This window comes from Paenibacillus hemerocallicola (assembly GCF_006265175.1).
Classification (GTDB): Bacteria; Bacillota; Bacilli; order Paenibacillales; family NBRC-103111; genus Paenibacillus_AB; species Paenibacillus_AB hemerocallicola.
The window spans coordinates 1-12,592 of record NZ_VDCQ01000098.1; the positions used below are offsets into that span (position 1 = coordinate 1).

Here is a 12,592-nt window from a genome sequence, read left to right on the forward strand (position 1 = left end):
AGCAACGGCGCAGCAACGGCACAGCAACGGCACAGCAACGGCAGCAACGGTGCAGCAACGGCGCAGCAACGCTAAGGCGATCGCTTCCCAGCGGATATCGGGCGACAGCCCTTTTTGCGAAGCATGAAGCAAAATTAATCTGCTTTTCATGTTTCTTTAAGGTAACAGGTTTACATAAGATCTATACTGGGGGTATTCCAAAAACGGGAGATGACTTTCCAATGAAAGCATTAAAACCGCTTCAGGCCGTGAAATCGTTCCTATTCGGAATCATGATGGCATTCGTTTCGATCGGCGCACTGCCTTTTTTGGTCATCAAAAGCTTCACGGAAACGTTCCTTCCATAATAATCGTCAAGCAAAACAGCCTCCGGCCATAGGTCCGGGGGCTGACGCTGTCAAGAAAGACATGAGGAGAGTGTGGTGGTACAAACAGGAAGCGGGGCGATGTGCGTAAAGCGCAGCGTCTGACTTTAAAATCGAGTTGTAACCGATTCGATTCGAAGAAGACAACTCGATTGTAACGGAAGAAGTGGAGCGCATTCCCCGCTTCCTTGCCTTCACGGCTTCCTCTCCATGAGGATTTCCAGCAACAGCCCCCCGGCCATGGGAGCCGGGGGGCTGTCTGTTACGCCCGCGTTATTTGCGGAACGCCTCGAACGGAATTTCGAATTCGGGCATTCCGGCCGCATAAGGCGTGTATTCGTACTGCTCGAAATAAATGACGACCGCGTCGTTTTTAAGGAAAAACGCCCGCTCCGGCTCGATCGATTCGAACGACGCGAGCATTGGAAGGTCCAGCTCGCGAATGTGCGTACGAATGACATCGTTGATGATCGCCACATAGTTGGCATTGCCTTCCGAGGCCTCTTTCAACGACAGCTGCTTTCCCGTCAAAAGATCGAACGTGTATGGCTGGCGGACCGTCAAGCCGTGGGCGCCGCCCGTGTAAATGTAATAATCGACGTATAGGCTGAGCCGATTGTTCTGATTATACGTAATCCGATAAGTGCCTTCGTAGCTGACCGGAGGAATGGCCAATTTATCGTTGTCCGCTTCTGCCTCCGCATTGCCGGCGGCCGCCCCGGACAGTTCGTCGCGACCCCATTTGGCGTGCGTCTCGGCTTCCTCCTTCAGGAACGCGTTGATGCTCTGCTGAATGTCCGCGTTGGCGAATCCGGCTATTTGCGGATAATGGACCAGAAGCGATTGCTTGACCCGTTCTTCGGCAATCTTGAACGTTTCTATCGTCAAGTCGTTCTCCCGGATCGTCTCGATCCCGATCACGCGGGATGCCGGATCATAGGAGATGCCGTAGCCCATCTGCTCCAGCAAAAAACGGAGCGGCATATAAACCGAGCCGTCCTGCAAAATCGCCGGCAAGCCATACAGATTCTGACCGTTAAGGGTGTACATGCCGTTGTCCAGCTCAAGCGTCAGTGTACGCCCCCGTCCGCTTGCCGTAACCATACGCTCGTCCGGATTCCAATCGGTCGCCAGACCGAGCTGCTCGTTCAAAGAACGCAAACCGATATATGTATTTCCGTCGACGTTCGCGGTCGGCAGCATAACCGAATTGCCGTCGATTACGATTTGCTGGGAAACGATCGAAAGCGGGCCGGCGGTCTCCGCCCGCACCTGTGCGGCGGGATAACCTACGACGGCCGGACCGGCTGCGAGCATCACTCCTGCACAAAGGGCCAGCAGCATGTTCCGGCTATGCCGGGGCGGTTTGCGGGTCAAATGTTGTTGTTGTGCGAGATGACTTTGTCTCCGATTCATCTGTCCTCTTCCTTTCCCGGTTCCGTATTCGCTTGGACCCATGTCCTTATGCGATACTTACCCAAATTAGACGTTACCGAAGCAGTGCGGGTTCGATCCGCCCGATCGGCGAAACATCATTTTCGTCAGGTCCATGCCCAGAAAAAGCCGTCCCGGTCCCATGCTATTTTTCCTTTATGCAGCTTCCGGAACGACTTCTTCACCTCCTTCGACAACGAAGGGTTTCCATTTTCATTCACATAAACGAAGGCTTCCCCGAAATGCTCCGTGACGTATGCAATCGCATCGCTTTGGTGCAAAATACCTTTGAACCGGGTTTCCCGCACCATCCATTCGGCAACCTCCTGCGCCGTAGCTTCCATATCAAGCCCGCTCCTTCCAGGTTTCTTTCGTTCGACAATTGCGACGGCGGATCTCTCTATATTGTAAAGCCGGAGAACACGCGTTACAAGCGGACAGGCAGCGGGCGCGCAGACTAACGGGAGATCGCCGAAGGGACCGCCTTGAGGAACCTTTAAGGAACGTTAAGAAAAATTTAACGATTTCTTTCCTTACGGTTAAACATTGTCCGGTACACTGGGCTAACGAATAACCGCAGTAAAGGAAGGGACCGTCGCAAGATGAAACGACTGACGTTTGCCGCGCTCGGCATTGCCTTATGCATCTTCATAACCGGAACTTCGATAGGAAACACGTTCGCGTCCAACGCCCGGAGCTGGGTAGTCCGTTCCTTCGGCGGGGACGGTCTCCAGCTTCAAGCAGGCCATGCGTTCGTGATGGACGCGGCCACGGGGGATGTTCTCTACGCCAAAAACGATAAGCAACGCGCATACCCGGCCAGCACGACGAAAATATTGACCGCACTGATCGCCTTGGAGATGGGGAAGCCGGACGAGCTTGTCACCGTCGGGGCGGAAGCGCAGCCGGAGGACCCGGAGGAGAGCCGGGCCGGATTGCGGGCAGGCCAGAAGCTGAAGCTGTACGATCTGGTGGAGGCGGCGCTATTGCCTTCCGGCAACGATGCCGCACGGACGATCGCGGTGCACATTGCCCGGAAATCCGCCGGCAATCCGAAGCTCGACATCGCGCAAGCGCAGCAGCAGTTTGCCAAGCTGATGAACAAACGGGCGAAGAAGGCCGGTGCGACCCGCTCCAATTTCGTGAATCCGAGCGGCCTGCACGACCCGGAGCATTATTCGACGGCGCGCGATTTGGCGTTGATCGCCAAAGCCGCGATGGAGAACGAACGGTTTCGCCAAGCCGTGCAGGTGACGGGCTACGAAGCCTCGCCGGTCAATGCCGGAGGAGGGGCGGCGGCCAAGCTGTCCCTGACCAATACGAATCAGCTGCTTCAGCCGGGCAGCGCCTATTATTTCAAAGGGGCGACCGGTATCAAAACCGGCTTTACCGATCAAGCGGGCTACTGCCTCGTATCGTCGGTTGCGAGAGACGGCAAGCGGATTATCGCGGTCGTGCTTCGCTCGACGTCCAAGGACGTATACCCCGACGCCGTTATGCTGCTGGAGCACGGTCTGGACAAGGCGGCTACGGCCGGATAAACGTAAATGGAACGACAAGCCGGAAAGCGGGGGAGAAGACCGCTTTCCGGCTTGTCGAATTCAACGCCCGGCCAACCCGCTCCGCATTCGGGGCAAGGAGGGGCGCTTTCCTTTTTTTCTCGTCTCGACGGACTTGGCTTTATGCTGTTTGTACAGCCATAAAGCGTATTCCAGGGGGCGGGATATCGCCTTCTCGTACGTATCCTTCTCCCCGATGCGCGAGAACACTTCGCGGGCCGGCTTCGGATTCAGCTCGAGCAGCCACGGGTGACCGTCCGGATCGATCGCGATATCGATGCCGAGCTCGCACAGCCGGCCGAAATGCTCCTCGACCGCTTTGGCCACCTCGCCGCCCAGGCGGTATACTTCCTGGCGGATCGATTCGACCTTCTCGACGGAATCGAACCTGCGGTGGAGCAGCTCGACCATCGGGACCGCCTGACCGCCGCCGTGCAGATTGGAGGTGATGCTTTGGCTCGGACCGATGCGTCCGGCGCAGCCGGTTACTTCCCATTCGCCGCTTCCGTTTTTTTGAATCAGCAGGCGGTAATCGTGTACGCGTCCGTCGGGCAGCTTGTTGCGGATGCCCTGCTGGATCAAATATTTGTTTTTCAGATTCCAGCCCGACAGCACGGCCGGAACCAGCTTCGGAGATACGAGCTTCGGAGCGACGATTTTCCGGTTCTGCTCCCGGCCCTGGACGAGAATTTGCCCGCCTCGGCGCCGCTCGAGCCGCAATATGCCGCGGCCTCCGGTTCCGTTGATCGGCTTCAGATAGACGAGCCGGTGCTGCTGCAGCAGGTCCAGCAGCTCGCCGTGATCCGAGTATACCCGGGTAGCGGGCAAGAAGGGCCTGATGGCGGCCGACTTCGCCAGAAACTGATGCATGCCCCATTTGTTCGAGATCGGGCGGTTCATATAAATAAGCCCCGTATACGTTTCGCGGAACCGGCGGAACTGACGAAACAGCTCCGTTTCCTTGTACCGGCACCGGTCGTAGATCAGAATCGGAAACGAAGTCCAGCCGCGGACCCACTTGCCTGCCTCGGTATCGTATACGTATGCGTGAATACGATCCGTTTTGGCATTGACGTCACGGGGAGTGAATACGAATGCCCGCAATCCGAGCTTCTTCGCCTGAACGATCAGCTTGCGGAAGTAGCTTCGCTCCTCCATGTCGTTAATGGCTATTGTCATAATGCCGAGGGTCGGTTCTGCCATTATCGGATCACCTGCTTTATAGATAGCTTGCGCCATGCAAGCGGGTCGCCCGGATGTGCCGCCGTCCGTCCGGACCGGATCTGCGTGGCAAGCCTGCTTCGCACGAACCGCAAGGCGGGCTTTCCGGTCCCGCCTTGCTCCTTGCTAATTCGATTGGCCAATCGGAATTCCGCCCGTCTTTGCCTGGTTGGTCCGGATCAGGTACAAGGAGTACTGCACGATCCGTTCCAGCGATTTTTTGCGGATATGCGGCTCGTCGAATTTCATCGGCTTGGAGTTCGCTTCGAAAAACCAGATGCCGCCATGCACGTCGACACCCATATCCATCGACATTTCTCCCAGCATATGCCCCGACTTTTTCTCGACCTGCCGGGCGATGGCGAGAGCCGCCTTGCGGGCCCGCACCATAATCCGCTTGGCGCCCTCCGTGCCGAATGTGGAGGCCAGCAGCTTCTCGGGATCGTCGATCGAGCCGCCGCGCGGCACGTGGGTCGTGATGCTGAGCCTGCCGGCGAGCCGCGCTCCGATGCCGGTAACGTCCCATTCTCCTTTATACGTTTTCTGCACGAGAAGGCGCAGGTCGAACGGCCGTTTTTTGTATTTGACGATCGAGACGCCTTGCTGGGCGATGTAGTCCTCCTGACCGATCTCCTCCTTGATTTTCGTCCACAGCAGCGACATCTTCGGATATTTGTAGACGATGCTGCCTTTCGTTTCCTGCACGCTCAAGGCGTATTCCGGCTTCCGGTCGAGCTTGCCGAAGACCCGGTCCACCTTCATGATGCCTTTGCCCGCTTTCCCGCTGATCGGCTTCATGTACACGGAGGAGTGCAGCTTCAGCAGTCCTTCGAGCTCCGCGCTCGCCGTCATTTTACGGGTCGCCGGGATGTATTTGGCCGTCGTCTTCGCTTTGTTCAGCCACTCGAACAGCGACCATTTATTGAAGAAGGTCGGATTGAACAGCCGCACCTGGGAATGCCTCATGATCGCATTCAGCGTCTGCTGCACCTCGGGCTGCGCTTCGTCCTGCCGGAGCGGAATCCGATTGTACAGGACGTGCGGAATGCCGATGACCTGCTGGGAAAATTGCTTGGAGACGGAATCGTACATATATCCGATTATTTTCCGATGCTTCGGCTTCAAATCTTTGACGGTTACGACGCATACCGACACGCCCATCTCGGAACCGGTCCGGATAATGTCGATGAAATTGTTCCGGTTGCCCCGGAACAGATCTGCAGGATCGTCCATCGTCAGTATGCCGATCAGCGGACGGTGGAGCGGCAATGAAGAGGAAGTATCCATCTAGGCCTCCCTCCTCGCTCTGAATCTCCCCAAATACATACTGTGCTCGAAGATGAGTCCCAGCGACGTTTTTCCTTGCGATTTCAAGGAAGGATGCTTGAAAATGGACCGGCCCGGCTTGGAGTTCGCCTCGAACATCCAGATTTGCTCGTTCTGGTCGATCCCGATATCGAAGCCGAGCTCGCCGAGCAGGTGCGGGCTGTTGCGCTCGATCGCCTCGGCCAGCTTGATGGCCGCCTGCTTGGAGTTTTGCAATATCGTATCGGCCTTGCTGCCGAACACGCGGTCGAGCACCTGCTCCGGAGTCATAATTTGACCGCCGTTCTTCACATGCGTCGTTACGCTTCCTTTCCCCGCCTTCTTCGCCCCGATGCCGGCTACGACCCATTGGTTTTGACCGTTCTTGTGCAGGTGGAAGCGGAAATCGATCGGACAGTTGTCGATTTCGATCAGCCGGATGCCTTGCTGGACTACGTAATTGCGCAGTCTGCCGCTTCGCGCGTTCAGCAAGTTCATCAGGCTGCTGAACTGGGAGAATCGGTACAGTACGTTTTTGCCGCCCCGGCGGAAGCGGGCGAAGTAACCTCGTTTCGGATGGTAGGTCAGCCGGAAAATGCCGATGCCGAGACTGCCGCCGGTCGGCTTCAAATAGACGAACCGGTGCTTCTCCAGCATGTCGCGGACTTTATCCGGCGTCGGATTCAGATGCGACTCGGGCACATGCTTGAACGCCTCCTTGTCGCCGTCGAGCAAATTGTATACGTCCGATTTATCGAAGAAGCTCCAGTTGAAGAGCGGAATGCCGCGGCGGACGAACCGTTCCTTGAAATTTTCGATCGAGAGCGATTTTTCCGCCTTGCGGCTGGACAGACGGTTGTAGACGACGTCGGGCAGCGGAACGGTTTTTCTCACCCATCCGCCCTCCGTCGGGAAGTAGCCGACGACCGTATCCGCCGACCAATTGACGTCCGACGGCATAAAGGCGAAGAAGAACGATTTTTTGCTGCCCGGCCTGATGTAGTCCTTCAGCAGCGAGGAGCGCGTGCCGAACGGCTGGGCGGCGTTCGCCGCCGACGCATTGGTCAAAATGCCGACGAGCGGTCCCAGCTGGATTTCCCTCGGACCGTTGGATACGGCCATGCATGTTCCGCTTCGCGGCACGAGCAGCTGGCTTTTGACGGAAACGGGAATGTACAGATGATTGCCGGCTTTTTTGACGATTTTGATCGCAGCGGATACCGACTTGCTTCCCATTTTGAGTGTCACCGGCTTCGTTCCCGTCAATTGCAGCGACTTCATCAGCGCGGAGCTGACATAGACCGTCTTGTCGGTTCGCGCCGCGAAATGGATTGTACAAGTTGTCAAACTCATGAAGTTACCCTCCTAAAAGGTTGCAAGAAGCTTGAATGGCAGCGGAAGCGTCCGGTTGTGCGTCCGGTCGTGCCGGCTTTAGCGGCGGCTGAACCGATCGCTGCGGCTGTCGAGCAAATATTTGGCGTATAGGATCGGGTTGCGTATGGAGGCCAATCTGACCCGTTCGTCGGACAACGCGGCGAAAGCGGACCGCCCGGGCTTCGAGTTCGCTTCCAGTATCCACACTTTTCCATCCGCGTCTACGCCGAGATCGACGCCGAGCTCCGCCAGTCTGCCATGGTATTGTTCCAGCACGTCAGGGACGCGAAGCGCGATTTCACGGGCGGTAGCGACGATAGTCTCGGCTGCCTCCGTCCCGTATTTTCCGCGCAAAAACGATTCGGCTTCCTCGGCATGGCCGCCTCCGTGCAGGTTGGACGTGACGCTTCCGGGAGCGCCTTGTCGGACGGCCATTCCGGTCAGCTCCCAACAGCCTTTGCGGTTTTTTTGCACGAGCGCGCGAATATCGAATGCCTCTCCGGCTGCGGTTGTCAACGTTAAATAGCGCTGGATCAAATATTTGCGTCCCGAGGCGAATTGTCCGACCCATGCAAGCATACGGCTTTTGGAACGGAATCCAAGCCGTACGGTTTCGTTTTTCGTAGTCCGTCCTTTGACGGCGAATCCTTCCCCGGCTTCCGAGATGTGCAGCACGCCTTTGCCTTGACTGCCGCCATGCGGCTTAAGGAACAGCTCTCCTTTGTCGGCGAGCCAGCGGGCGATATCTTCCGGGCGCTGCAGCAGCTCGGTCTCGGGCACGTGAGGCAGGAGCGCCTCGTCGCGGACCATCATTTGGTGGACGTTCCATTTGCCCTTCAGACCATAACCGAGAAAGCGCGTGCCGGGAGACGACATCAAACGCCGGATCGGTTCCCGATAAGCGGCGAACGTATGGGAATTCGAGTAGAAGCAGCGGTCGTATACCGCGTCCGGTATCGGGAAAAAGCCTTTCTCCCAACGTTTGGACACTGCCGAATAGGCGTATCCGACCACCCGTTTGCGTTCCCAATCCAACCGGTGCGGAAAAAAAACAAAAACGGCCAATCCCAGCTTTTGCCCCAGCAAGGAAAGTCGACGATAATATTCTTTCTCCGGAAAAGGCGGTTCCGCCGCCCTCGGGCATACCATGATGCCGACTGTTTGCGCGATCCGTCGCGCGTCTCTCGTTATCATCGGGTTCACCTTCGTTAAAATCCGGCCAAATAGCGGGCGTAAAGCACCGTTTGCTTGACAGAAGGTCGAATGGCGCCTTCGGCGAGCGGCGTTCCGTCGTTTTTGGACGGCTTGGAATTGACCTCCAGCAGCCACACTTTCCCGTTCGAGTCAACGGCCAGATCGACGCCCAGCTCGCCGAAATGACCTTTGACCTGCGTCTCGATTCCTTTGGCGATATCGAGAGCGGCCTTGCGCAAATTGGCGGAAGCGTTGCGCTGCTGGACCGCGGTCAAATTCGTTTTCGACAGCGCCTCTTTCACCCGGCTGAGCGTTCCGCCGCGGGCCAGGTTCGAGACGAAATGGTTGCTGCCGGCAATGCGCGCCACAACCGAAGTCACGCCCCATACGCCCATGTTGTTCCGCTGCACGAGCGCGCGGAAATCGACGGGGCGACCGCCCGTCTCGATCAGATGCAAGCCTTGCTGGATCTGATAGCGCCGCTGCTTCAGCTTGCTCGAGATGGACGAGAATACCGCCTCGATATTCGGGAACGTTTGCCGGAGCGTCCCGTTCAAGCTGGTCGTCTGGCAGGAATAGGACTGGCCGCCGTTCCGGCTGATGCGGATAATGCCCTTTCCCAGGCTGCCGGTTATCGGCTTCAGGAAGACGACCGAATGGCGGGCGGCCATCGATTTGAGCATCTGGAAGTTTTTGAACAGATGAGACTCCGGCAAGTACCGGACCAGCGAGGCATCCTGCTTCAGCGCATCGAAAACGTCGGTTTTGTCCAAATACTTTTCGTTGAACACGGTCGTCCCGTAACGGGATTTTACTTCCTTCATGAAGTGCTGCACGCTCGGGTTGTTTTCCAGCTTGCGGGTCGTCAGCCTGTTATACACGACGTCCGGAATCGGGAAGCCGGATTTGCGCCAGCGGCCGTAATAAGTCCAGCCTTCGATCTGCTGTTGGCTGGAAGGAATATCCTCCACGGTAAAAAAATAAACGAATGCCCCATGAGTTTGGCAGGTGTCCACCAGCTCTTTGCAAAAGGCGGTGTTCGACCCGAACGGACGATCCGGGGAACCGGAGTAAACGCGGCTCATCATGACGCCGATCAAAGGGCCGATCACGAGCGTTTTGCTGCTCGCCTTATAGCGGACGCTGACTTGGGCGCCGTGATGCAGACCCAGCTTGCGCGCAAACGATTCGCCGATGCGGAGGCCGTCTAGATGAGAGGCGGAGACGACCTTCACCTGATGCTTGGATGCGCCGTATTGGAGCGATACGGTTCCGCCGGACGGGATTTTGTGCGAGCGGGCCGCACGTTCCCCGAGCAGCAGGGTTTGATCTTGAAGCAGGCCGCCCATGCTTTGCACATGGATTGTCATTTTCGTACTGGTCATGGTGTGTCTCCTTTAGAAGCGCCATCCTGCGATTTCTCGTGTTTCCATAGACTAATCACATCATATGAGGACATATATCCCTTGGTGAATGAATGGACGCCGATTCGGGGGCGGGGACTAGAAGAAACGGACTCTTTTTTGCAGAGGGCTTGTGCCCCGAAGAGAATCGGATCGCAGATGGCTTCAAGGGGCGGAATAGAACGGGGTTAGACTCGGTGGGTTTTCCGGTAATGCGAAGGCGTGATATGCTCGTATTTGACAAATAAGCGATGCAAATAAAATCCGTTTTGGTAGCCGCAGCATTCGGCGATTTGCTCGATAGTCATCTTCGTTTCCAGCAGCAGATTTTTCGCTTTCTTCAAGCGCAGCGCGGTGAGGTAACGAAGCGGCGTCACGCCGTAGGCGGCGTGGAATCTTTTGGTGAGCTGCACCGGGGTGATGGCCAGGGCGGAGGCTATCTCATTCAGGCTAAGTTTGGTGAACGCGCGCTGATGAATGAGCGATTGGGCCTCTTGCATCGACGGGTCGATCGGATTTGGAATCGCGACGTGGTCGATCCGCGTTTTTCCTTCTCCGAGCTCTTCGCAATACATAAGCCACATATCCCGGCAATAGTGGCTGTATTGCGACAATCGGACAACCCCCGGCCAATCCTGCCATCTTTTCATGGCGCCATAGTTATGTGTCAGACGCGCCGTGTTGAGAACGCTGATTTTGCCGGCAGGTATCGCAATTTCGCCGCTGCCCGGCCCTTCGGTCCAGGTGAGCCAGAAAAAATAAAACGTAAGCGGCGTGACGATGACTCTGCGGAATACGGTATCCGGCGGACAAATAACGAGATCGCCAAACGTGGCCGTTCCTTTCTCATTTCCGATCTCGTAATAGAAGGCCCCATCCTCGATGGCGAACATCACCCACTCCGTGTAGATGTCCTCATACATCTGAAACTTATCTTTGCTCTCCCAGTAGGCGAAATCCTGAAGTTCCGGGACAAAGCCGGACAGTAGCGGCGAATGCATGCGATCATCTCCTTGAATTAGCGGAAATATTAGATAAATTATGCTTCAAAAATGTGTATGTTCAAAGATAAACACTTGCCTTAACATAAAATTAGATTCAGAAATAACAGATAAAGAGAAAGTCCGTAGGTATAGTGTAAGCGTTTGCCACTAAACTTTGCAAGGGAGGCAGAAAGATGAATTACAAAGTTATCATGCCGGCGCTCGCGCTGGCGCTAATTGTCGGAACAACAGCCGCATGCAGCCAAGGGGGCGCGGGCAGCAAGGGCACCGAACAGTCCAATGCACAAGGAAACGAGGCCAAGAAAGAGGCTCCGCCGGAGCCGGTCACGATCGAGCTTTTGGTGGGCTGGAAAATTATCGACGAGGATTTGGAGCAAATTTTTTATAAACCGCTTGCAGCCAAATATCCTCACATCAAGCTCAATATAACAACCGCGACTACGACCAACAATATTACGACCATGGTCGCGGCGGGGACTGTCCCCGATATGCTGATCATGGGCACCGGCAATATGCAACAGTTATTGGACCTGAATGTGGCGCTCGATCTGAATGAGCAGATCAAATTGCAAGGGTTCGATATGAACAAGCTCGACCCTAGCATCGTGCAGACAATCAAGAGCTTCGGCAAAAAAGGCGAGATTTTCGCACTGCCTTATGGCTTGAACTATGAGGCCCTGTATTACAACAAGTCGTTGTTCGACCGCTTTGCCGTCGGCTATCCGACTGACGGGATGACGTGGGACGCCGTCATCGATCTGGCGAGGAAGGTGACGCGTACCGACGGCGGCGTGCAGGTTCGGGGGCTCGGATCGAGCACACTCGTCCGAATCGCTTCCCCGCTTGCCTTGAACCGCTTTGATCCGGCTACGGGCAAAGTAAGCATCAATACGGAAGCGTGGAAGAGAGCGTTTCAGGTGTATCAGTCGATCGTTTCGATACCCGGCAACACGAACGATAAGAAAAACAGCGACGAGTTAAACGCTTTCCTTTACGACAAGACGATGTCCATGTACCCGTATATCGGTTTGTTCCACCGAATGGCGGAAGCGGCCAAAGGCGGACTGGATTGGGATTTGGCCACTTACCCGCAGTTCCCCGACAAGCCTGGCGTATACGGCGAAGCGGACGCTTATTACTTGTTCGTTACGCCGAACAGCAAGCATCAGAAGGAAGCTTTTCAGGTCATTTCCGCCGTATTGGAGAAAGAAGCGCAGCTCGCCGCGTCCAAAAAGGGCAGCGTCGTTACCCCGCTGATCGACAAGGAGGTCCGGGACAGCTTCGGCAAAGAATCGGAAGTATTGAAGGGGAAAAACGTGCAGGCGATCTTCAAGCACCGTCCCGTCCCGATTCACAGCAATTTGACGAAATTCGATGCCACTGCCGACGGCCAGCTTAATTCCGGCGCGCTGCAGCTGTTCGGAAACGCGAAAGACATCAATACGATTATCCGCGAGACGGAGGAAGCGATTAACCAGAAGGTTGCGGCGCAAGGAAGCAAGTAAGCGTGGCAGACGCCGTCGGTAAATAAGCGGCCAATAAAGTATCGTCAACAGCTCTTCGATGCATATCGAAGGGCTTTTTGCTTTGAGCGGCGGATTATCGCGAAGGACGCCCGTTAACAAATTGTTCACCGTTTGCGGACCGGCCGGGTGACTTAAATCACAGTGATGACTCTCACGGGCCGATACAATAGCAGCATGAAGCGGAAACTGCGAGTCACTACCGGTTTG

11 protein-coding genes are annotated in these 12,592 nt (G+C 56.0%); 3 read left to right on the plus strand and 8 right to left on the minus strand.

The genetic code is table 11. The annotated features are described in order from the left end of the window. Positions 1–221 precede the first annotated feature (221 nt). The gene (locus FE784_RS42535) at positions 222–347 is read left to right on the plus strand and encodes a hypothetical protein (RefSeq protein ID WP_281287211.1); all 126 of its coding nucleotides are present in this window, start codon (positions 222–224) and stop codon (positions 345–347) included. Between the two features lie 291 nt (positions 348–638). Here FE784_RS42535 and FE784_RS37895 read toward each other — a convergent pair whose 3' ends face one another. After that, positions 639–1,781, minus strand: coding sequence for a PdaC/SigV domain-containing protein (locus tag FE784_RS37895; RefSeq protein WP_176706811.1), 1,143 nt, complete (start codon positions 1,779–1,781; stop codon positions 639–641). A 125-nt stretch (positions 1,782–1,906) separates the two neighbouring features. Beyond that, on the minus strand, positions 1,907–2,143 hold the full coding sequence (locus tag FE784_RS37900; RefSeq protein ID WP_139607484.1) for a DUF6953 family protein: 237 nt from the start codon (positions 2,141–2,143) through the stop codon (positions 1,907–1,909). A 258-nt stretch (positions 2,144–2,401) separates the two neighbouring features. On the opposite strand from FE784_RS37900, the gene FE784_RS37905 reads away from it, so the two are divergent. Next, the gene (locus FE784_RS37905) at positions 2,402–3,340 is read left to right on the plus strand and encodes a D-alanyl-D-alanine carboxypeptidase family protein (RefSeq protein WP_139607485.1); all 939 of its coding nucleotides are present in this window, start codon (positions 2,402–2,404) and stop codon (positions 3,338–3,340) included. Positions 3,341–3,400: 60 nt separating this feature from the next. On the opposite strand, the gene FE784_RS37910 is transcribed toward FE784_RS37905, so the two are convergent. The 6 genes from FE784_RS37910 to FE784_RS37935 form a co-directional block, all read right to left on the minus strand. Continuing rightward, on the minus strand, positions 3,401–4,561 hold the full coding sequence (locus FE784_RS37910; RefSeq protein ID WP_139607486.1) for a YheC/YheD family endospore coat-associated protein: 1,161 nt from the start codon (positions 4,559–4,561) through the stop codon (positions 3,401–3,403). Between the two features lie 144 nt (positions 4,562–4,705). After that, a complete protein-coding gene (locus FE784_RS37915) occupies positions 4,706–5,866 on the minus strand; it encodes a YheC/YheD family endospore coat-associated protein (RefSeq protein WP_139607487.1) in 1,161 nt (386 codons plus the stop codon). Further along, on the minus strand, positions 5,867–7,237 hold the full coding sequence (locus FE784_RS37920) for a YheC/YheD family endospore coat-associated protein (protein ID WP_139607488.1): 1,371 nt from the start codon (positions 7,235–7,237) through the stop codon (positions 5,867–5,869). It abuts the gene before it with no gap. Between the two features lie 78 nt (positions 7,238–7,315). Then, positions 7,316–8,452, minus strand: a complete 1,137-nt coding sequence (locus tag FE784_RS37925) for a YheC/YheD family endospore coat-associated protein (protein ID WP_139607489.1) — start codon at positions 8,450–8,452, stop codon at positions 7,316–7,318. Between the two features lie 14 nt (positions 8,453–8,466). Continuing rightward, complete coding sequence (locus tag FE784_RS37930) at positions 8,467–9,837, minus strand: YheC/YheD family endospore coat-associated protein (protein WP_139607490.1); 1,371 nt, start codon at positions 9,835–9,837, stop codon at positions 8,467–8,469. Positions 9,838–10,043: 206 nt separating this feature from the next. After that, a complete protein-coding gene (locus FE784_RS37935; protein ID WP_139607491.1) occupies positions 10,044–10,856 on the minus strand; it encodes a helix-turn-helix domain-containing protein in 813 nt (270 codons plus the stop codon). A gap of 176 nt (positions 10,857–11,032) precedes the next feature. Here FE784_RS37935 and FE784_RS37940 point away from each other — a divergent pair, with 176 nt between their 5' ends. Further along, positions 11,033–12,364: an ABC transporter substrate-binding protein gene (locus FE784_RS37940; RefSeq protein ID WP_139607492.1), complete on the plus strand. Its 1,332-nt coding sequence runs from the start codon at positions 11,033–11,035 to the stop codon at positions 12,362–12,364. Positions 12,365–12,592 lie beyond the last annotated feature (228 nt).

Excerpts from the sequence above, each read along its gene's own strand:
- FE784_RS37940 (WP_139607492.1), top strand. The coding sequence starts at position 11,033 with ATGAATTACAAAGTTATCATGCCGGCGCTCGCGCTGGCGCTAATTGTC.
- FE784_RS37930 (WP_139607490.1), bottom strand. The coding sequence starts at position 9,837 with ATGACCAGTACGAAAATGACAATCCATGTGCAAAGCATGGGCGGCCTG.
- FE784_RS37935 (WP_139607491.1), bottom strand. The coding sequence starts at position 10,856 with ATGCATTCGCCGCTACTGTCCGGCTTTGTCCCGGAACTTCAGGATTTC.
- FE784_RS37895 (WP_176706811.1), bottom strand. The coding sequence starts at position 1,781 with ATGAATCGGAGACAAAGTCATCTCGCACAACAACAACATTTGACCCGC.
- FE784_RS37925 (WP_139607489.1), bottom strand. The coding sequence starts at position 8,452 with ATGATAACGAGAGACGCGCGACGGATCGCGCAAACAGTCGGCATCATG.
- FE784_RS37915 (WP_139607487.1), bottom strand. The coding sequence starts at position 5,866 with ATGGATACTTCCTCTTCATTGCCGCTCCACCGTCCGCTGATCGGCATA.
- FE784_RS37920 (WP_139607488.1), bottom strand. The coding sequence starts at position 7,237 with ATGAGTTTGACAACTTGTACAATCCATTTCGCGGCGCGAACCGACAAG.
- FE784_RS37910 (WP_139607486.1), bottom strand. The coding sequence starts at position 4,561 with ATGGCAGAACCGACCCTCGGCATTATGACAATAGCCATTAACGACATG.
- FE784_RS37905 (WP_139607485.1), top strand. The coding sequence starts at position 2,402 with ATGAAACGACTGACGTTTGCCGCGCTCGGCATTGCCTTATGCATCTTC.
- FE784_RS42535 (WP_281287211.1), top strand. The coding sequence starts at position 222 with ATGAAAGCATTAAAACCGCTTCAGGCCGTGAAATCGTTCCTATTCGGA.
- FE784_RS37900 (WP_139607484.1), bottom strand. The coding sequence starts at position 2,143 with ATGGAAGCTACGGCGCAGGAGGTTGCCGAATGGATGGTGCGGGAAACC.